Annotated in this window: 15 protein-coding genes and 1 pseudogene; 11 read left to right on the top strand and 5 right to left on the bottom strand. The window is 56.2% G+C overall.

Annotation, left to right across the window (positions count from 1 at the left end; genetic code table 11):
• The first annotated feature begins 222 nt into the window (after positions 1–222).
• Positions 223–1,284, top strand: a complete 1,062-nt coding sequence (locus AC1RKH_RS26490; protein WP_493064280.1) for a fimbrial protein — start codon at positions 223–225, stop codon at positions 1,282–1,284.
• Positions 1,277–1,417: pseudogene (locus AC1RKH_RS26485) on the top strand (transposase); the annotation flags it as partial. The gene AC1RKH_RS26490 and the pseudogene AC1RKH_RS26485, both read left to right, overlap by 8 nt.
• Positions 1,418–1,543: 126 nt before the next feature.
• Here the strand turns inward: AC1RKH_RS26485 and AC1RKH_RS26480 are convergent.
• On the bottom strand, positions 1,544–1,927 hold the full coding sequence (locus tag AC1RKH_RS26480) for a type 1 fimbrial protein (RefSeq protein ID WP_493064279.1): 384 nt from the start codon (positions 1,925–1,927) through the stop codon (positions 1,544–1,546).
• Between the two features lie 210 nt (positions 1,928–2,137).
• Between AC1RKH_RS26480 and AC1RKH_RS26475 the strand changes: the two genes are divergently transcribed.
• The 7 genes from AC1RKH_RS26475 (at position 2,138) to AC1RKH_RS26445 (ending at position 14,485) form a co-directional block, all read left to right on the top strand.
• Positions 2,138–4,969, top strand: a complete 2,832-nt coding sequence (locus tag AC1RKH_RS26475) for an ATP-binding protein (protein WP_493064278.1) — start codon at positions 2,138–2,140, stop codon at positions 4,967–4,969.
• On the top strand, positions 4,956–6,149 hold the full coding sequence (pvrR, locus tag AC1RKH_RS26470; protein ID WP_493064277.1) for a response regulator cyclic di-GMP phosphodiesterase PvrR: 1,194 nt from the start codon (positions 4,956–4,958) through the stop codon (positions 6,147–6,149). The genes AC1RKH_RS26475 and pvrR overlap by 14 nt, the downstream gene beginning before the upstream one ends.
• Before the next feature lie 84 nt (positions 6,150–6,233).
• Entirely contained in the window at positions 6,234–9,458 is a 3,225-nt protein-coding gene (locus AC1RKH_RS26465) for a hybrid sensor histidine kinase/response regulator (protein ID WP_493064276.1), read from the top strand.
• A 72-nt stretch (positions 9,459–9,530) separates the two neighbouring features.
• The gene (locus AC1RKH_RS26460) at positions 9,531–10,178 is read left to right on the top strand and encodes a response regulator (RefSeq protein ID WP_493064275.1); all 648 of its coding nucleotides are present in this window, start codon (positions 9,531–9,533) and stop codon (positions 10,176–10,178) included.
• Between the two features lie 205 nt (positions 10,179–10,383).
• On the top strand, positions 10,384–10,989 hold the full coding sequence (locus tag AC1RKH_RS26455) for a fimbrial protein (RefSeq protein ID WP_493064274.1): 606 nt from the start codon (positions 10,384–10,386) through the stop codon (positions 10,987–10,989).
• A gap of 73 nt (positions 10,990–11,062) precedes the next feature.
• A complete protein-coding gene (locus tag AC1RKH_RS26450) occupies positions 11,063–11,815 on the top strand; it encodes a fimbrial biogenesis chaperone (RefSeq protein ID WP_493064273.1) in 753 nt (250 codons plus the stop codon).
• Between the two features lie 87 nt (positions 11,816–11,902).
• Entirely contained in the window at positions 11,903–14,485 is a 2,583-nt protein-coding gene (locus AC1RKH_RS26445; protein ID WP_493064272.1) for a fimbria/pilus outer membrane usher protein, read from the top strand.
• Between the two features lie 39 nt (positions 14,486–14,524).
• Here the strand turns inward: AC1RKH_RS26445 and AC1RKH_RS26440 are convergent, their stop codons facing one another.
• From AC1RKH_RS26440 to cysK, 4 genes are all read right to left on the bottom strand, one after another.
• On the bottom strand, positions 14,525–15,388 hold the full coding sequence (locus AC1RKH_RS26440; protein ID WP_493064271.1) for a DMT family transporter: 864 nt from the start codon (positions 15,386–15,388) through the stop codon (positions 14,525–14,527).
• 96 nt (positions 15,389–15,484) lie between these two features.
• Positions 15,485–15,649 (bottom strand): hypothetical protein, encoded by a 165-nt coding sequence (locus AC1RKH_RS26435; RefSeq protein WP_185015468.1) that lies wholly within the window; start codon positions 15,647–15,649, stop codon positions 15,485–15,487.
• Positions 15,650–15,769: 120 nt separating this feature from the next.
• Positions 15,770–16,708, bottom strand: a complete 939-nt coding sequence (locus AC1RKH_RS26430) for an aspartyl/asparaginyl beta-hydroxylase domain-containing protein (RefSeq protein WP_493064270.1) — start codon at positions 16,706–16,708, stop codon at positions 15,770–15,772.
• A 260-nt stretch (positions 16,709–16,968) separates the two neighbouring features.
• Positions 16,969–17,943, bottom strand: a complete 975-nt coding sequence (gene cysK / locus AC1RKH_RS26425; RefSeq protein WP_493064269.1) for a cysteine synthase A — start codon at positions 17,941–17,943, stop codon at positions 16,969–16,971.
• A 256-nt stretch (positions 17,944–18,199) separates the two neighbouring features.
• On the opposite strand from cysK, the gene AC1RKH_RS26420 reads away from it, so the two are divergent.
• Both AC1RKH_RS26420 and AC1RKH_RS26415 read left to right on the top strand, forming a co-directional pair.
• Positions 18,200–19,045, top strand: coding sequence for an AAA family ATPase (locus AC1RKH_RS26420; RefSeq protein ID WP_123427952.1), 846 nt, complete (start codon positions 18,200–18,202; stop codon positions 19,043–19,045).
• Positions 19,046–19,056: 11 nt separating this feature from the next.
• Complete coding sequence (locus tag AC1RKH_RS26415; RefSeq protein WP_123427954.1) at positions 19,057–20,235, top strand: vWA domain-containing protein; 1,179 nt, start codon at positions 19,057–19,059, stop codon at positions 20,233–20,235.
• Positions 20,236–20,238: the final 3 nt, after the last annotated feature.

The raw sequence follows: 20,238 nt of genomic DNA, 5'->3' as shown, positions 1-20,238 counted from the left end.
CCCCCCCCCCCCCCCCCCCCCCCCGCGCCAGATCAGACCTACATTGAAGTCAATAGATTCGGGTTGCCGGCGATTCAGATCAGCGAGTTGTCTGCCCCCATCTTTGCTTTATCGCCGAGCAACTTTAGTCAACGTGTCGAAAAATAAGATTTGTCTTATTGTGGCTCGGCTAGTGCCTTGCGATGATCGAAGGCTTTCACGAGCTGAGTTCTTGGGGCCGCTATGAGTTATATTCGATCGGAAAGGTATTTGTCTTGTTTGATTAGATTATTTTATGGCTTGGCGAAAAACATTTCGAGAATCATCTGTGGAAGCGTATTTAAAAGTGCCGGACTCGGGATGGCATTATTGAGCTTTTCCTTGATGGCGCAGGCCGATTGCCGGTGGAACCCAAAGGATCCGGCTCGGCAAACACGCACTTTTAGCTACAGAGGGCCAGGTGTGTTAAATATTCCCGTAGATGCTATCGATGGTGAGGTTTATAGGGAAACCTTCTCAAGTCCTTACTCAAAAGTAATGGTTTTGTGCTCTCCTGATAACGCATCGGGGATTAGAGTCAATGCTGCACTAGGCACTCAGCCTCCAAGTGGAATAAAGTTCCCTATTAAGGGGACAGGGCTTTACTGGCAAGTTAAGCTGAACAAGTGGAATTTCTTCAACACTATTACCAGTCCAGGTTCTAGCTGGAATATGACTAATCAAGATACAGAATTTGCGTTCAGTAATGAGTATGTGCTTTCTATACATAAGGATGGTGGCGTGAATGACGGCGCCATGATACCCGCAGGGCCTTTGGGGTCGTGGGTAACCACATCCGGCTTTGAGGTTGGACGGTTCATATTATTGAATCCGATTATTGTTGCGGCAGCCTCTTGCAGCACGCCTAGCGTGGAGGTTCAAATGGGTAATGATTACCTCCTGCATGAATTTGAAAAGCCTGGCGATGCCTCGCACCAAGTCAATTTCAACATAAATCTCAATGCCTGCCCAAAAGGAATAAAAACAGTTAAATACATGCTTAAGGCAAACTCTGAAGTTATAAGCAGTGAGTTGGGAATTGTATCTCTAAATAAGAGTTCTACTGCTAAAGGCATTGGACTTCAAATAAAAAGCCCTGACGGCAAGCCGCTTGCTCTTGATACTAACCATGAATTTACTGAATACGATATCCAGGGTGGAAATATGAAAATCCCACTGAGCGCCTCGTACATTCGATCATCTAAAGACAAGCCAGAGGCGGGATCAGCAAATGCCGACGTTACATTTATCATGAGCTATCTCTGAGGAGTCGGGGCTGGTCCATCACGTTCACGGTACGGCAGCGACTGTAGCCGATGTCACCCAGGTTGCCGAACGGCTGCATGGAGAGGAAAGCGCGGTCTATGTCGATGCGGGCTACACCGGTGTCGAGAAGCGCGAGGTGGTTCGGAGCTTCCCTAAGACAATTCTGAAACAGCCGCCCTCCTCCCAGGGTCCAATGCCAGAAAGAGTGCGGCCTATTAACGATTCGGCCCGGAACCAAACAAAGACCGAGCGCACTGACTCAGGGTGAGGTCAAAGTAATCAGATAAGCCCCCGAATTCACCGGCTTGCCTGATCCATCCACCACTGCGTATTGCTGATGGTAATAACGGCCATCCTCACCGCTGTCAGCAACCAGCTTCACCTCCACACTGGAATGATCGAGCGCACTGACCGAACGAATCGGATCAACGCGGCGCACGCTGATGGCACTGCCTCGCGCCAGCGTCGGGCAGTCGTCCAGTTTCAGTCCGCCCGCCTGGGCAGAAGACGTGCACGACGACTCGACAATGCTGCCGTGAAAAGCAATGACACCCTGAGCCACCGGCGTCGCCGCGAAACACAGTCCGGGTCCGGTCAGGCCAAGAACCAGCCCTGCACCGACAGAGAAAAACTTCCCGTTCATGCTGACACTCCCAATGTGAAGGCTTGAGCCTTGAGTATCGGCCAGAATCCGGTTTTTTTAAGGATCGCCTGATGGTTTTGGATCAGTTTTTCCAATCAGGCTGCGGATCGGAATCAATATCAGGCACCACCCGACTCCGAATCTGTTGATACCACTGTGTTTAAGAATCGCCTGATGCCCCTTCGACAGATCGCCCTTTAGAGTCCGGAGATGAAACTAAAAAGTTACCTGCTCCAGATCAGCCCGGTGTTATCCAGCCCCGAAGCAGCCAGAAAACTGCTTCGTCTTTTTGCCCTCGTTTTATTGATCGGCATTCTGAGCGGTGTTTACAACTTTCTGCTATTCACCTTCAACAATGACATTTCCCAGCGTCGCGGCTACATGAGCAGTGCGATTGCCGAGGCGTACACTTTCTTCACCAATCGCGAGGCCTTGCTCGAAAGCCTCAGTCTGTCGGCAGTGCGCAAATCCAGACAGGCCAAACCGCTCGTTTACCTACCCTCCACCGAAGAAGTCCATCTGCAATTGGGTAATACCCCCGGCAATCTGTGGAGTATCTGGCTGACCCAGCGCATGCGCGACTACATGAAAGGCAAGCAGGTCAATCTGCTTTACGTGAACACCGGCCCGAACGCGCAAGTAACACGTCTTTATGACTCAACATCGGTGGTGCCCGACTTTTCGTCCAGCATGCTGAGTCAGTTGGAAGTGCTAAAGGACAGTGACACATCGACCATCGACGAACTGTGGCTGACGGATCAGTCCGAGCAACGCTCGCATCTGTATATTTTCATTCGTCTGGATGACCGTGATTCAGACTCCGGCTGGTTGGGCCTGGAGATGGACAGCCGGGAAATCTCCACGACCCTGAACGATCAGAGCGCGGGTGAGTTCATGATGCTCAACTCCCAGGGCATGCTGGTGTTCACCAACAGCCACACCGCGCAATTGAGCCAGATGCTGCTCGAACCTCAAGGTCAAAACTTTTTCGGGTTTGTCGGCAGGGGGCTGGTGCCGGACCATCTGGTGATCCGCAAACAACTGAAGTCTTCGGACTGGCAACTGGTGTATTCGATCGACCTGCTGGCGGTGATGTCCGGATTGTGGCTGCAACTGTTGGGCTCGCTGGTGTTCTGCCTGCTCAGCGTGACACTGATCCTGTTGCTGATGCGGCGTGTCGAATGCCGCTTCATTACGCCTGCGATGAACCGCATTCAGGCGCTGATCGAGAGCGAGGCATTCAGCCGTGATGTAATCCAGACAGCTCCCGTGGCCCTGTGCGTACTGCGCCGTACCGACGCTCAAGTGGTACTGGAAAATACCCTGGCCCAGCAATGGCTGGGTAACGGTCTGGAACGCGAGGTGTTGTGCGCCGGCTGGATCAGGCAGGCATTCGACACCGAACAGCCCAACCGCTCCGATTACTTTGAAACCATCGAAGGTCGGCACCTGTACCTCAGTAGCGCGCCAACCCGTTACAAGGGTGAGGACGTGCTGTTTTGCGCCTTCAGCGATATCAGCGCACGCAAACAGGTGGAAGCGGCGCTGGAGGAAGCCCGGCAGTCGGCCGATGCGGCCAACGAGGCAAAAACTCTGTTCCTGGCCACCATGAGCCATGAAATTCGTACGCCTCTCTATGGCGTGCTGGGCACTCTGGAGTTATTGGCGCGGACCCAGCTCGATGCGCAACAAAAAGACTATTTGCACGCCATAGAGGGCTCCTCTGCGACTCTGCTGCAATTGATTTGTGATGTGCTCGATGTCTCAAAGATCGAAGCCGGACAACTGGCACTGGAGTTGAGCGAGTTTTCCCCGCTGGATCTGATTCATGAAGTCATCCAGGGCTACGCCGCAGCCGCCATGGGCAAAAGGCTGCAACTTTACGCCTGCTTCGATCCGCAACTGCCTGAGCGGCTGATCGGCGACGTGACCCGAATCCGGCAGATCCTCAATAACTTGCTCAGTAACGCCGTGAAGTTCACGGACTGCGGGCGGGTGGTACTGCGCGTCAAGCTGTTGAACCGCGATGGCGAACGTTCGAGCCTGTTGTGGCAAGTGTCCGACACGGGGAAAGGCATTGCTCAGGAAGACCAGACCTTCATTTTCGAGCCGTTCTATCAAACCGAAGGCAACACCAATGTGGTGGCCGGTACCGGACTGGGATTGCCCATTTGCCAGCGTCTGACTCAACTGATGAACGGCCATATTCGCATGGTCAGCGAACCCGGACTGGGCAGCAGCTTCACCCTGACGCTGCCGCTCGAAGAGGCCTCAATCAGTGCCGAGGCGAGCCTCCTGAAAAGCCTGTTGCCAGAGACTGTTTACGTAGTCTCGCCGATTCGCGAACTGGCGGAGTCCATCAGCGGTTGGTTGCGCCGATGGGGTGCCCGTGCACAGATCGGCCGCCCGTCCCAGGCGGACGCCGCCAGCGGCCACCTGTTACTCGAACTGCATCCAGGCACTGTCGAACAACCGCTGGTGCCCGACTGGTCAGGACCGTCGATTATGGTCAGCGGTAACGGTTGCAGTGAACCGAAAATCGAAGCCGGCCGTTGGCAGGCCAACCTTAACCATTTGACCGCCATTCACCAGGCGGTCAGCCAGGCACAGGGACTCTGGGTCACCAGAGCCGACGAGTATGCGCAAAAACGTGAGCTGAAGAAGCTCGATCTGCACATCCTGGTGGCCGAAGACAACATCATCAATCAGTTGATTCTCAAGGATCAGTTGGAGGAACTCGGCTGCACTGTGGCAATGGCTTGTGATGGGCACGAAGCGCTGCGGCTCTGGAAAACCGAGGACTTCGATGTGGTCCTGACCGATGTGAACATGCCCAACGTCAACGGCTATGAGTTAGCCAAAGAACTGCGCCGTCAGGGCTGCTCGCTGCCGATCATCGGAGCAACAGCCAATGCCATGCGCGGAGAAGCAGAACTGTGTCTTGCCGCCGGAATGACCCATTGCCTGGTCAAACCCTTTGCGTTGCGGGCCCTGTTCAATTACCTGGCGCCTTATGAAGGGACCTCCCATGAAGCCCTATAACATTTTGATCGTTGAGGACCACCCCTTCCAGCACATGTATCTGCAGCATTTATTCAGTGAACTGGGTGAGTTCAATCTCGAAGCCGCACAGGATGGTAAAGAGGCGCTGGAACACTTGCAGCGGCGCGATTTCGACCTGGTGCTGACGGACCTGTTAATGCCGGGTATGGACGGTGTTCAGTTTATCCAGAGCCTGGCCGGTCTACGCCACAAACCAGCCCTGGCAATCATGAGTGCTGCGTCCAGGCGTATGTTGACGGCCGCCAGTCTCGTGGCGAAAAACCTCGGCGTGGAAGTGATTGGACTGATTTCCAAGCCCGTCGCCTCAGCCTCACTGCGCAGCCTGACGGAACAACTCGACGGCAAGATTCGCAGCGCTTCACAGGTCATTGCTGCGCCCTTGGAGTTTGACCGGCATTCGATTATCCGGGCGATGAGCGACGGACAGTTTCAGGCCTGGTTTCAGCCCAAGAAGTCTCTGGCCAACGGCCGCATCGTCGCCGCCGAAGCCTTGGTGCGCTGGATGCATCCGGAGCAAGGCGTGATGCTGCCCGGTTTGTTCCTGCCGACAGTCAAGGCGTTCCAGCTGGAGGAGCGTTTGTTATGGCTGGTCTTGAAGCAGGCCATTTATGCCCAGGCGCGATGGCGCCAGCAGGGCTACGACATTCCCGTGTCGATCAATTTGCCGACGCACCTGCTCAACAGCCATGACCTGGCGGATCGTCTGCTGGAGTTTGTCCTGCACCACCAGGGCATACCAGGCAAGATCTGTTTCGAACTGATGGAGTGCTCCATCCCACAGGACATCAGTAACTTCTACGCGGGTGCCTGCCGTCTGCGTATCAAGGGTTTCGGCCTTTCGCAAGACGATTTCGGCAAGGGCTACAGCTCTTACATGAACCTGGTTTCGACCCCCTTTACCGAACTCAAGATCGATCGGGCGCTGGTCCAGGGCTGCCACGAAAACGAAGGAATGACCTCAGCCTTGACCAGCATTGTGGCGCTGGGCCGCAAGCTGGGTCTGACAGTGGTGGCCGAAGGTGTGGAGACGCCACAGGAGCTTGCGCTGCTGCGCAAAATCGACTGCACGCAAGTTCAGGGGTTTCTGATTTCCCATGCAGTCTCATCTGACCAGTTTCAACAGTTGCTGACCAATGACGGTCCAGCGACCTTTTACTAATTTGCCGGCCTGACCGACCTTCATCAACCATCAGAGGTACTATCCATCCTGCGCCGATTCTTTACTGTCCTGCGGATAACCTTAATGAAACACGATAACGCCCTCTTGGAGAAACTCACCCGCAGTTCATTGCGACTGAACAAAGGGTTGCTGGTGTTACTCGGGGTGGCGTTATTGTTGGTCGGAACCAGCTATTGGTCGTGTCAACGTCTGATCGAGGAGCAGCACGACGCGGTGCGTTTTCACTTCTCGAACTTGATGGAAAACATTCGTAAGCAAGAGTCCTTCTTGAAGACCTTGTCGCAACGCAGCCTTCAGGACGAACTGCTCAATGACGAAAACCCCCAGGTGCATCTGCATAAAGTACAGTCGCAAGAGGACGTTTATGAAGGGCGGGAATTTTCGTTCTCGACACCGTTCAGCATAAAATTCAATCAACAGAAAATCGCCAGCAGCGAGCAGCCAAAGGTTTTCGCGCTGAGCGTACACCTGAGCAATTTCTACAGCGCTTTCTGGTCCGTCTCGCACTTCCAGTCACCGCAGATTTTCCTGTTCAATTATCAGGATACTTTCGATATCGCCGTTCCGGCCGCCGGATACTTGCGTGGCAGTGCGGTGAACTTCGACCAGACCTTCGCCAAGGTGATAAAGACGGTTCTGGGACACTTGAACCAAAATAGTCAGTCTTTGGCCGATGCCGGGGTCCACTGGAAACATTACGATCAAACCACCGACAGTTCGACACCGGTCCGCTTAATGGCCTACATCGATATCCCGTTCAAACCTGAACATCTACAGATCAGTGGCGCTGACTCCCGAGTGGTCATTGCAACGCTGCTGGACATGTCCCAGGTAAATGATGTCGAGCGCACCATGGATTGGTCGATCTATGACCACTTCACCCTGGTCGCTCCGTCAGGCGAGGTACTGACCGGTTCTCTCAAGCCTGAATCCCCCCTGAATGAGGGACTTAACTTCAAGCCTGACGGTCTGGTGTTCAAAATCACCAACAGCGAAGGCCCCCAGTGGACCGCTATCTATGCGATCAGCTTCAAGAGTTTTTTCCGCTATGCGCTATGGCCGCTGACCAGCCTTGGGGTATTGCTGTTAAGTGTTATCGCCATGGGTTGGCTCGCCAGCCGCTGGTACAAAAGACAAGTCATTCTCCCCGCCCGCCAGGCCCATATAAGCATCGCAGAAAGCGAGGCATTCAGCCGGGTGGTGATCGATACCGCGCCAACGGGGCTATGTGTGGTGCGCCGTTCAGATGACAAGGTCCTGATGGAAAACCAGCGCGCCCAGCAATGGCAGGGAACCGCCAAACTGGTGACGGCTCTTGACCACAGTCATGACCGTGCTGACGCCGGTGAGACCTACCTGGAAATTGAAGGCCGCCACCTGCAAGTCGGTTTCGTTTCGACCCGCTATAAGGGCCAGGACGTGCGGCTTTATGCCTTCAATGACGTCACCCGTCATATCGAGGATGCCGCCGCACTGGAAGAAGCCAGGCGTGCTGCCGATGCCGCCAATGAAGCCAAGACGCTGTTCCTGGCCACCATGAGTCACGAAATCCGCACGCCGTTGTACGGGGTACTGGGCACCCTCGAGTTGCTCGGGATGACTCGCCTCGACCCTCGCCAGCAAGAATACCTGCAGACCATCCAGCGCTCGTCGGCCACCCTGTTTCAATTGATCAGTGATGTGCTGGATGTCTCGAAAATCGAATCCGGGCAAATGGCGATTGAACCCATCGAGTTCTGCCCGCTGGACATGCTCGAAGACACGTTGCGCACGTATACCGCCTTCGCCCAGAGCAAGGGTCTGCAGCTCTATGCGTGCATTGATGCTGCACTGCCGAACCGGCTGCTGGGGGACCCGATGCGCATCCGCCAGATCCTCAACAATTTGTTGAGTAACGCCATCAAGTTCACCGACACCGGGCGAGTCGTACTGCGGGCCCGAGTACTGGAACGCCGTGACGGTCAGGTCAGCCTGGAGTGGCAAGTCACCGACTCCGGCATTGGTATCTCCGAGCAGCAACAGGCCAAGCTGTTCGAACTGTTTTATCAGGTCCGGGAAGCCTCCTGCGAAGGCGGCGCGGGTTTGGGGTTGCCGATTTGCGGGTGGTTAAGCGAGATGATGGGCGGCCAGATGAAAGTGGTCAGCGAGCCGGGGCTGGGCAGCAGCTTCGCCCTGCAAATGAGCTTGCCGGTGCTGGCCGGTGAACTCCCGGACTGCACGGCAATCGAGCCCAGCCCATCACCGGTGTATGTCCAGGCCCCGGACCGCGAGTTGGCACAGACGCTGTGCGACTGGCTGAATCGCCTGGGGATTCATGCCACGCTGGCAGCGTCACCGCTGGAACAGAAACACCCGCACGCGGTGCTGGTGGATGTTCTGCCCGCTGATCCGGAGCAGCCCTGGGCTGGCCCGCGTGTTCGTTGTACCTCAGGCGGACGTAATCCACCCGAGTACACAAACAATGGGTGGGAAGTCGATATGCATGACGTGCGGGCCATTGCTTTGGCGATCTCGCTGGCACAGCACGGCAAACGCGAACAGCCCCGGCAAGCTGAGCCGCAGAGAGCCGGCAACCTCCATCTGCACATTTTGGTGGCCGAGGACAATCCGATCAACCAGGCAATCATCAAGGAACAACTCGAAACATTGGGATGCACCGTGGTCGCGGCCGCCAACGGCGAACAGGCCATGCACCTGTGGCGACCTCAAGCCTTCGACCTGGTGCTGACAGACGTCAACATGCCACTCATGAACGGTTATGAGTTGGCCAAAATACTTCGAGAGCATGATCCCCAATTGCCGATCATTGGTGTGACCGCCAACGCCATGCGCGAGGAAGGCATGCGTTGCATCGCCGTCGGGATGAATGCCTGGATCGTCAAACCCCTGAGCCTGCAAACCCTGCGAGCCCACCTGGTAAAACTCTGCAAGCCGTCGCTGCAAACGGTGCCTGCTCGCGTCGAGCCTGAAACCATCACTGCCCTACCCCGAACACCAGTCACCGATACCGTTCAACTTTCCTCAAAAATGCGACCGTTATTCATCAGCACCCTGCAGCAAGACATGCAACGGATCAGCACCGCACTCGAACAAAGCGACTGCAGAGTCCTCGGTGAGAGGCTACACAGCATCGCCGGTGCCCTGGGTGCCGTGCAGGCCATCAGCCTGGCTCAGGACTGTGCTGAACTGGAGTGTTCGCTCGCAGGTGCAATCCTCGATACTTCCCTTGCACTGAAGGTGCAGCAGATACTGGGCAGGCTTTCGGGTGTTCTGGACGCTCTGGAGTAACAACGGCGACCCATTGCGTACAACCGTATGGAAACAACCCAATCACCTACACCGGCATTACGGGCGGCCTTTATGGAAAAACTCAAAGTAATCATCGCGGACGATCACCCGATTGTGCTTCTAGGGGTACGCGAACTGGTCGAGCGCGACGAGCGCTTTTGCGTTGTCGGTGAAGCCTTCTGTTCACAGGGCTTGATCGAGCTAATGGAGCAACAACCCGTGGACGTTCTCATCACCGACTACAACATGCCGGCAGACTCGCCCTACGGAGACGGACTCAAGTTGGTCGAGTATCTGAAGCGACATTTTCCGCACGTGCAGATTCTGATACTGACCATGATCTCCAACCAGCTGATTCTCACCCGTCTTCACGAAATGGGGGTGGTCGGGGTGATTCAGAAGAGCCAGTTGCACGCTGAAATCGAGCTCGCGCTAAAGGCTATTGCCCAGAACGGTATCTATCGCAGCCTGGAGCCGACGAAAACATCCGTCGTGGAATCCTCCACCGCCATTGATGATCGATTCACCACTTTGTCGCCCAAGGAGTTCGAGATACTGCGTCTGTTTATCTCGGGCAAGAGTGTGAGTGATATAGCCCGCAGTCAGAATAGAAGTTCAAAAACCATCAGTGCTCAAAAAATTTCGGCAATGCGAAAACTTGAAGTCAACAGCGATCAGGACTTGTTAGCCTACTGCCTGGAACGCAGCCTCTTCAACTAAAAAGCTGAGAGCCCCCAGTCGAAAAGCCATTAACCCATAATGGCTTTTCATTCACTAAAATATTTACCGTCCGGCCGTCTGCGCCAACAACCTGATCCTATTAGTCTTTATAAGAATCGTCTGATGTCCTCGAAACGCCTCGTCCCCTATCGTGTACTGGCATTTCGATGCAGCCCTTTTCTAATCAATACTAATGGACATCACCATGAAGAAGTTTTCCCTGGCCTTTATCGCCATGGCCGTTATCGCGGCCTCTGGCAGTGCTTTTGCCGAAGACCCCGTAAAACCAACGCCTGTTAAAGGTGGTAGCGGCAAGATCACTTTCACCGGTGTCATCAACAACGACGCCTGTTCCGTAGACGGCGCCAATGCCGATCGCGTGATCTCCGTGGATATGGGATCTGTGTCTATCAAGGACATGGGTACTGCCGAAAGTCCGGCGTCAGGTCGTGTGACTGGGAAAGATTTCAACCTGAACGTCAACTGCAACCTGGGCACCAAAGTGTCCATGATTTTTGATGCGAACAGCGGTGGTTCGGGCCTGGTCACCGGCAAGAAAGTCCTGGCGCTGACCAAAGGCACCGGCACTGCCGCCAACGTCGGCATCGCCCTGCTCGATACCAATGGCGCATTGATCGACCTGAGTTCCAAAACCACCGCCAAGATCCAGAGCGACATGCACGGTACGGGCGCTGTCGGTGGCGACACCACGCTGAACTTCTCCGCCGCCTACGTCACTACCGGCGCTGCCGGTACCGCCACCGCCGGTCGCGGTGACGCAACACTGCCGTTCATCCTGGAATACGAATAAGCGGTAGAGCCGGACCGAATATGCGCGAGGCTTCCCAGCCTCGCCATTCACACAGAAACAAACGGTAAACACTATGTTGCGTCGTTCTATTCCTGCTTGCCTGGGTCTACTGGGCTTGCTCATGGCTAATCACGCCATGGGCAGTATTTCACTGAGTGCCACCCGTATTGTCTTTGATGGCCAACACAAGGAAGCCAATGTCACCGTACGTAATGGCAATCAAGATGTATTGATTCAATCCTGGATCGACGGTGGCGACTCGAAGCCAGGTGCCGCGCCATTTGCAGTCACACCACCACTGGCCCGGGTATTTGCCAAGGAACAGCAACTGCTGCGCGTTCTGTATGAAGGTGCTGGCATGCCGACGGACAAAGAGTCAGTAGTCTGGCTCAATGTCCAGGAAATACCGCAGACCGCCGTCGCCGACAATACCTTGCAACTGGCCGTGCGCCAGCGCATCAAAATATTTTTCCGCCCGGCCGGCCTGCCCGGAGATGCCCTGTTGGCGCCCTCCGAACTTCAATGGCAACTTGCCCGAAACTCCGGGAAAACCGTTTTGAAAGTAAAAAACCCAAGTCTGTATCACGTTTCCATGGCTGACATAAAACTTCAGGGTTCACAGCAAGTTGAACTGGCAGCCGATTCGACAATGATTGCCCCCGGCGAAGAAAAAGAGTTTGTCGTTACAAAGTTCTCAACGGACAGCAGCGCACGCCTGACGTTCTCCAGCATTAATGACTATGGCGCACAAAACCAATACACCACAAAACTCGCAAACGGCAGTTCAAACAATGCCAGCACCACAGAGGCATCGTCTACGCCATAACTGCCTATTTAAACTCCCCGGCATGCCTTGGGTATGCTTTTACTCGCCCCGCCCAGTAGTTACTCGCGGATGATATAGGTTCTTTGCATGTCTTTTTTTTTCGGCAACAGGCCCAATCATTGCGCAGAACAATGCACGCGGACGTTACGTCATACAAAAACTTTTAGTTCGCTGAAGTTAAATGCATTATCGCTGGCTGTTTTTGCAGGCCTGCCTTCTTTGGCACTGGCAACACAAGCACCGGCAGACGCTGCCGAACAGCAGCAGACGGAAGCGTTCAACACCACGTTCCTGCAAGCCTCACCATCGCCAGTGGACCTGCAACTGCTGCTGTCCGCCAACAGCGTGTTGCCGGGCAACTACCGGGTCGATCTTTACAGCAACGACGTATTGGTGGGCCGGCGCGATATCGATTTCAATCGCAACCCGCAAACGGGTCGCGTCGAGCCGTGCCTGACCTTTGAGCTGCTCAAACAACTGGGTGTCGACATCGCCAGGCTGCAAGCTCTGGGCAAGCTCGACCCGGACAACCCGCAAAGTTGCTATGACCTGCCGTCACTGATCGATCAGGCCACCCTGCGCTATGACTCAAACCGCCTGCGACTGACTGCCAGTGTGCCGCAAGTGGCGATGCAACGCGGCATGCGCGGCTATGTCGATCCTGCGTTGTGGGACGATGGCGTGCCCGCAGCCTTTATCAACTATCAGTTCAGCAGCAGTCGCAACGCCGGTGACTTCGATACGCGCTTCGCCAATAACCTGGGTCTGCGCAATGGCATTAACCTGGGCGCCTGGCGCCTGCGCAACGAGTCCAACCTGAGTAGTGGCACCGGCCGGCCTAGCACATTCCAAAGCAACCGTAGCTATCTGCAACATGACGTGACTGCGCTCAAGGGGCAATTCAGTGCCGGTGACATTTTTTCCGATAGCGATTTGTTCGACAGCGTGCGCTATCGCGGCCTGAAACTGGCTTCCGACGAGGGCATGCGCGCCGATAGCGAACGTGGTTATGCGCCAATCATTCGGGGTGTGGCGCAAACCAACGCCACCGTGGAGATTCGTCAGAACGACTACATCCTGTACACCACCAGCGTGCCGCCGGGACCGTTCGAAATCAGCGATATCTATCCCAGCGGCTCCAACGGTGACTTGCAGATCACCATCATCGAGGCCGACGGACGCCGTCGGGTGACCCAGCAGGCGTTCTCCAGTCTGCCGATCATGGTGCGTGAAGGTCAGGTGAAATACAGCGCCTCTGCCGGTCAATACAGCAGCAACACCGACGGCATGGCGACGCCGCAATTTCTCAGCGGCACCCTGGCCTATGGCATCAGCAGCAACCTGACCGGTATCGTTGGCGTACAAGCCAGCGACGACTACAAGGCCTTGTCGCTGGGTGTCGGCAAGAACACCTCGCTGGGCGCCATCTCTGTCGACGCCACCCACTCATCCAGCAACGCACTGGGGCAAACGACCCAGGGTAATAGTGTGCGTGCGTTATATGCGAAAACCTTCACCGGCACCGACACCAACTTCACGCTGGCCGCTTATCGCTACTCGACCGAGGGCTATAGAACCCTGACCGACCATGTGGAAGACCAGAGTGAGGGAGCGCGCAAGCGTACTGGCAACTCGAAAACCCGTACCGATCTGACCATCAACCAGAGCATGGGACGCAACCGGGAGTTCGGCAGTATCTACGTCAATGCCAGTGACCAACGTTACTGGAACCGTGGCGGCTCTCAGAGCTTTTCGGCCGGTTATAGCAACAACTGGGGCGATGTCAGCTACAACCTCGGAGTGACACGCACCAAGGATCTTGGGACCTGGGGGCCAGCAAGCAGCGATACCCAACTCAACCTGTCGATCTCTTTCCCGCTGGGCAGTCAACCTCGTGCGCCACGGGCGTTCGTCACCACCAGCACCCAGAAAGGCAGCAGCGACACTCAGACAGGTATCAATGGTTACCTGTCCGATACCAGCGATACCTTCTATTCGGTACAAGGTGGCAACAGCAGCACCAGCGGCAATTCGGCGTCAGCCAACATCAACAGTCGTACTTCGGTGGCAGACATCAACCTGGGGTACAGTCAGGGACGTGGTTATGACTCGCAAAACCTCAACATCGCCGGCTCCGTAGTGGCCCACGCGGGCGGAGTGAATCTGGGGCAGACCGTCAGTGAAACCTTCGCACTGGTCGAGGTTCCGGGAGTTCCGGGGGCAAAAATCAGCAGCTACAGTGGCGTAGAAACCGGACGCAACGGCTACGCGGTCATCCCCAATGCTCAACCTTACAGGGTGAACTGGATCAGTCTGGATACCCGCGATCTGGGTGGGGACATTGAAATCGACAACGCGACCCAACAACTGGTGCCGCGTCGGGGTGCGGTGGTGGTAGCTCGATACACCGGCAAAACCGGGCGTCGCGTGCAATTCGAATTGTTTGATGCGCAGAACACTATGATTCCGTTCGGCGCATCACTGGAGGACGCGGTGGGCAAGCAATTGGCAATCTCTGACCCGAACGGTAAAGCACTTGCGCTGGTTGAAGAGGACCAGGCCACACTCACCATCAAATGGGGTGACAAACACTGCCTGGCGCCCTACGCATTGCCCGAGCGCAACAAAGCCCTGAACTACGAGCGCGTGCGCCTGCAATGCCAGCCATAAAAAACGCGGCCTTCGCCAATCACGAAGGCCGCGTCAGCATCAGCGGCTTTTACGGAACACAAACACCAACCCGACGATGATCAAGAGCATACCCAGCATGCTCAACGTCGCCAGTCTGTTGCCGAATATCAGGTAGTCCATCACCGCCGTCACCGCTGGCACCAGGTAGAACAAACTGGTGACATTCACCAGATTGCCTCGGGCGATCAGGCGATACAGCAGCAAGGTCGCCAGCAACGACACCACCAATCCCATCCACAACACCGGCACAATGAAACCGGTGCTGTGCTCGAAATGGAACGGCTGGAACGGCACGAAAACCCCGCACAGCAACAACCCGGCCAGGTACTGCACTGGCAGCGTGCCGAGAGGATTTTCGGTGATGCGTTTCTGCATGATCGAACCTACGGTCATGCTGACCAGCGCCAACAACCCGAAGAGCATCCCGGCCAGCGACATCCCGGCCAGACCGATGCCCTGATAGACCACCATGATCAACCCCGTCAGCCCCAGCATCAGGCCGAACATCCGGCTCCAGGAGCGTTGACGCTCAATCAACATCACGGTGAGGATCGGTTGAACCCCCATGATCGTGGCCATGACGCCGGGCGTGACCTTCAGGTCCAGCGCCAGCAGATAAAAAATCTGATAGGCGCCCAGCAATACCAGGCCGGTGGCCGCGGCATAGAGCATCGGCTTGCCGCGCCGGGACAGTTTGAGTTTGAGGATGGGAATCAGAATCACCAGCCCCAGCAGGGCAATGGCAAAGCGGAGCAACAGAAAGGCAAAGGGTGAGGCGTGAGCCAATCCCCACTTGGAGAAGATCGCCCCGCTACTCCAGAGCAGAACGAACAGGCTCGTGGACGCCGCCGCGAGCGCGGTTTTTTTTGAAATGAGCAACATGAAAACCACCTGTCATCAGGCAAGAAGCCAACTCAGCCGAAGCTGAAATTCAGTCGTTGTGTTCAGGCGGGCGCAGGGAACAGCAGAAACCGCTGATCAGCCCGAGAAGCCAACACCTGGCGGCGAAACCACCGCGCACACCGGCGTGCGACTGACAGGAGGGGGATAGTGACTGATCTGCGCAGGCTGCAAATTCCCGCACGGCACGACGCCAGCGTTGACCGCTGAATCGACTACCGCGTTGATGAGGGATACAGGCATGGGCTGATCTTTTTTGAGGGAGAAATCGCTGGGTTGGAAACGCAACGAGCGCTGACTATAACCAGCGCTCGATGTTTTCTGCAATGACTGCGATCTTTAGGCCTGGCGTACGCAGAAGGCTCAGCCAAACAACCAGTAACCCAGCGCCGTCAGCACCACAACCGCCAATACTGGCCGCAGGATGCGATACAGCTTCGGATTACGGCGCTTCCACTGCTTGAACGCACCGCTGAATTTATCGCTGGAGGTCTTGCTCCAGGCGTAGGCCTTGTTGATCCCGCCGACGCGCTCGTCATCGAGATTTTGCGGCGCCGTGGCACGGCCCAGCAGACCACTGACGCAACGGTTGATGCGGGTCATCAAGCGATTGCTCAGCGGACGTTCGATGTCACAGAACAGAATCACCCGGGTCGTTTCGGTTTCGTTCTTGACCCAATGCACGTAGGTTTCATCGAACATCACGTCTTCGCCGTCACGCCAGGCATAGACCTGACCGTCGACAAAAATGCGGCAGTCGTCAGAGTTCGGTGTCGACAAGCCCAAGTGATAACGCAGGGAACCGGCAAACGGGTCGCGGTGCGGGTTGAGGTGGCTACCACCCGGCAACAGGGCAAACATCGCGCCTTTTACATTGGGGATGCGGCTGACCAGCTCGACGGTTCTCGGGCACAACAGTTCGGCCGACGGCAGAGGTTTGTCATACCACTTGAGGTAAAAACGCTTCCAGCCCTTCTTGAAGAACGAACCGAAACCGGCGTCGTTATTCTTCTCCGCGGCGCGGATGTAGCCTTCGTCGAACAGGTGCATCGCTTCGTCACGAATGACTTCCCAGTTTTCCTTGAGCACATCCAGTTCCGGAAACTTGCTGCGGTCCAGATACGGTTTGGACGGCACTCCCGAGAACAGGTACATCAAGGCGTTGTAAGGAGCGAACAGCGCCGAGTGGTTGACGAACTGACGCAAGACCGGCAAACGCGCCTTGCCGCGCAAATGCACGTAGAGCGTGCTGCCAATGAACAACAGCAACAGCGACGCCTTTGCGGCAAAGGAAAAGGTCATGGGGCAACTCCTTGAAAAAAGGTCTCTCTGCGCATTGTCATTTACCCGACATGGCAGCCGGCCATGATAAACACTACCGGCCTTGGGAAAAACCCATATAACTGAACAATCAGTGTTAAAGGTTGCGCAATAAAGCACTTATTAACATAAGGCACCTGAACCTTGACTGATCAAGGTCAAAGGATCGCAGGCTGCGCCAGCTCCTACGCCGAATGACGTGCTCCATGTAGGAGCTGGCGCAGCCTGCGATCTTTTGAGGGTTACTGCTGCAGTTCCTGTTCGGTGAACAAATCGCTGAACAACATGCTCGACAGGTAACGCTCGCCGGAATCCGGGAGGATCACCACGATAGTCTTGCCCTGCATTTCCGGGGTTTCGGCCAGACGCACGGCAACCGCCATGGCTGCACCGCAGGAAATCCCGGAGAGAATCCCCTCCTCCTGCATCAGACGCAGGGCCATGGCCTTGGATTCTTCATCGCTGACCAGCTCAACCCGATCAACCATCGACAGATCGAGGTTTTTCGGCACAAAACCAGCGCCGATACCCTGAATCTTGTGCGGGCTTGGCTTGATTTCCTCACCGGCCATGGCCTGGGTGATCACTGGCGAGACCACCGGCTCCACCGCCACCGAGAGAATCGGCTTGCCCTTGGTGTTCTTGATATACCGCGAAACGCCGGTGATGGTCCCGCCGGTACCGACACCCGAGACCAGCACGTCGATCGCGCCGTCGGTGTCGTTCCAGATTTCCGGACCGGTGGTTTTTTCGTGGATCGCCGGGTTAGCCGGGTTTTCGAACTGCTGCGGCATGAAATATTGGGCCGGATCACTGGCCAGAATCTCTGCAGCCTTTTCGATGGCACCTTTCATGCCTTTGGCTGGCTCGGTCAGTACCAGCTCGGCACCCAGGGCCTTGAGCACCTTGCGCCGCTCGATACTCATGGACGCCGGCATCGTCAGCACCAACTTATAGCCACGAGCGGCGGCGACGAACGCCAGACCGATGCCGGTGTTGCCCGAGGTCGGTTCGATAATGGTCATGCCCGGCTTGAGTTTACCGCTGCTTTCAGCGTCCCAGATCATGCTCGCGCCGATCCGGCATTTGACTGAGTAGCCCGGATTGCGCCCTTCAATCTTCGCCAGAATGGTCACACCGCGAGGCGCAATACGGTTGATCTGCACCAGCGGCGTGTTGCCGATGGAATGCGCGTTGTCAGCAAAAATGCGGCTCATGGCTGGGTCCTTATACAGCGTTGGAGAAGCCCTCAAGGGTATGCCTCACACCCCTCGTGCGTCCAGTCGCGACAAACGGGCGGTACGCACATGTGGCCGATCGTTGAGCTGACCGAGTCACCTTGTGACGCTCCATTCAGAGACTGAATAAGCCGTCTGCGTTCACAGTCGACCGAGCGCCGCGTTATAGTCGGGCATACTTTTATTTCGCCCGCCCTGCACGGCCAGGTCGGCGTTACCGTTCGAGGAATTACCGATGAAGTTCGAAGGCACCAGCGCATACGTCGCCACCGATGACCTGAAGCTGGCGGTCAATGCCGCCATTACCCTGGAGCGCCCCTTGCTGGTCAAGGGCGAGCCGGGCACCGGCAAGACCATGCTGGCCGAACAACTGGCCGAATCCTTCGGTGCACGCCTGATCACCTGGCACATCAAGTCCACCACCAAGGCTCACCAGGGCCTCTATGAGTACGACGCGGTCAGCCGCCTGCGTGACTCGCAGTTGGGTGTGGACAAGGTCCACGACATCCGCAACTACCTGAAAAAGGGCAAGCTGTGGGAAGCCTTCGAGTCCGAAGAGCGGGTGATTCTGCTGATCGACGAAATCGACAAGGCCGACATCGAGTTCCCGAACGACCTGCTGCAAGAACTCGACAAGATGGAGTTCTACGTTTACGAGATCGACGAGACCATCAAGGCCAAGCAGCGCCCGATCATCATCATTACCTCCAACAACGAGAAAGAGCTGCCGGACGCCTTCCTGCGCCGCTGCTTCTTCCACTACATCGCTTTCCCGGATCGCGTCACCCTGCAAAAGATCGTCGACGTGCACTACCCAGACATCAAGAAAGACCTGGTCAGCGAAGCGCTGGACGTGTTCTTCGACGTCCGCAAAGTCCCGGGGCTGAAGAAAAAGCCTTCGACTTCCGAACTGGTCGACTGGCTCAAATTGCTGATGGCCGACAACATCGGCGAAGCGGTGCTGCGCGAACGCGATCCGACCAAGGCCATCCCGCCGCTGGCTGGCGCCCTGGTGAAGAACGAGCAGGACGTGCAGTTGCTTGAGCGTCTGGCGTTCATGAGCCGTCGCGGCACTCGATAAGGGCTTTTGCCATGCTGCTCAACCTGTTCAATGAAATGCGTGCAGCCAAGGTGCCGGTCTCGGTGCGTGAGCTGTTGGACCTGATCAACGCGCTGAAACAACGCGTGATCTTCGCCGACATGGACGAGTTTTACTACTTGTCGCGGGCGATCCTGGTGAAGGACGAACGGCATTTCGACAAGTTCGACCGGGCGTTCGGGGCCTACTTCAATGGCCTGGAAAAACTCGACGATCACCTTCAGGCGCTGATTCCCGAAGACTGGTTGCGCAAGGAATTCGAGCGCTCGCTGACCGATGAGGAACGGGCGCAGATCCAGTCGCTCGGCGGCCTCGACAAGCTGATCGAAGAGTTCAAGAAACGTCTGGAAGAACAGAAAGAACGCCATGCCGGCGGCAACAAGTGGATCGGCACCGGTGGCACCAGCCCCTTTGGCTCCGGCGGTTTCAACCCGGAAGGCATCCGGGTCGGCGATGCTGGCAAACGTCAGGGCAAAGCGGTCAAGGTCTGGGACCAGCGCGAGTACAAGAACCTCGACGATCAGGTCGAATTGGGGACGCGCAACATCAAGGTGGCCCTGCGGCGGCTGCGCAAATTCGCCCGCCAGGGTGCGGCGGATGAACTGGACATCGACGGCACCATCGACCACACCGCGCGTGACGCCGGACTGCTGAACATTCAGATGCGCCCGGAACGACGCAACACCATCAAGCTGTTGCTGCTGTTCGACATCGGCGGTTCGATGGACGCCCATGTGAAGATCTGCGAAGAGCTGTTCTCGGCCTGCAAGACCGAGTTCAAACACCTGGAGTACTTCTACTTCCACAACTTCATTTATGAATCGGTGTGGAAGAACAACATGCGCCGTGGCTCGGAACGCACGGCCACCATGGACCTGCTGCACAAGTACGGCGCCGACTACAAAGTGATCTTCGTCGGCGACGCCGCCATGGCGCCTTACGAAATCACCCAGGCCGGCGGCAGCGTCGAGCACTGGAACGAAGAAGCCGGTTACGTCTGGATGCAGCGCTTCATGGAGAAGTACAAGAAACTCATCTGGATCAACCCATACCCGAAAGACACCTGGGGTTACACCTCCTCGACCAACATCGTGCGCGATCTGATCGAGGACCGGATGTTCCCGTTGACCTTGCGCGGGCTGGAAGAAGGGATGCGGTTTTTGTCCAAATAATCT

The sequence above is a fragment of the Pseudomonas sp. GW822-FHT06B12 genome, assembly GCF_058799675.1.
Note: the sequence above shows the minus strand (reverse complement) of the source record. Positions and strands in the feature narration are given on the sequence as shown.

Coding starts and splice junctions, on each gene's coding strand:
- AC1RKH_RS26490 (WP_493064280.1), top strand. CDS start 223: ATGAGTTATATTCGATCGGAAAGGTATTTGTCTTGTTTGATTAGATTA.
- AC1RKH_RS26480 (WP_493064279.1), bottom strand. CDS start 1,927: ATGAACGGGAAGTTTTTCTCTGTCGGTGCAGGGCTGGTTCTTGGCCTG.
- AC1RKH_RS26475 (WP_493064278.1), top strand. CDS start 2,138: ATGAAACTAAAAAGTTACCTGCTCCAGATCAGCCCGGTGTTATCCAGC.
- pvrR (WP_493064277.1), top strand. CDS start 4,956: ATGAAGCCCTATAACATTTTGATCGTTGAGGACCACCCCTTCCAGCAC.
- AC1RKH_RS26465 (WP_493064276.1), top strand. CDS start 6,234: ATGAAACACGATAACGCCCTCTTGGAGAAACTCACCCGCAGTTCATTG.
- AC1RKH_RS26460 (WP_493064275.1), top strand. CDS start 9,531: ATGGAAAAACTCAAAGTAATCATCGCGGACGATCACCCGATTGTGCTT.
- AC1RKH_RS26455 (WP_493064274.1), top strand. CDS start 10,384: ATGAAGAAGTTTTCCCTGGCCTTTATCGCCATGGCCGTTATCGCGGCC.
- AC1RKH_RS26450 (WP_493064273.1), top strand. CDS start 11,063: ATGTTGCGTCGTTCTATTCCTGCTTGCCTGGGTCTACTGGGCTTGCTC.
- AC1RKH_RS26445 (WP_493064272.1), top strand. CDS start 11,903: ATGTCTTTTTTTTTCGGCAACAGGCCCAATCATTGCGCAGAACAATGC.
- AC1RKH_RS26440 (WP_493064271.1), bottom strand. CDS start 15,388: ATGTTGCTCATTTCAAAAAAAACCGCGCTCGCGGCGGCGTCCACGAGC.
- AC1RKH_RS26435 (WP_185015468.1), bottom strand. CDS start 15,649: ATGCCTGTATCCCTCATCAACGCGGTAGTCGATTCAGCGGTCAACGCT.
- AC1RKH_RS26430 (WP_493064270.1), bottom strand. CDS start 16,708: ATGACCTTTTCCTTTGCCGCAAAGGCGTCGCTGTTGCTGTTGTTCATT.
- cysK (WP_493064269.1), bottom strand. CDS start 17,943: ATGAGCCGCATTTTTGCTGACAACGCGCATTCCATCGGCAACACGCCG.
- AC1RKH_RS26420 (WP_123427952.1), top strand. CDS start 18,200: ATGAAGTTCGAAGGCACCAGCGCATACGTCGCCACCGATGACCTGAAG.
- AC1RKH_RS26415 (WP_123427954.1), top strand. CDS start 19,057: ATGCTGCTCAACCTGTTCAATGAAATGCGTGCAGCCAAGGTGCCGGTC.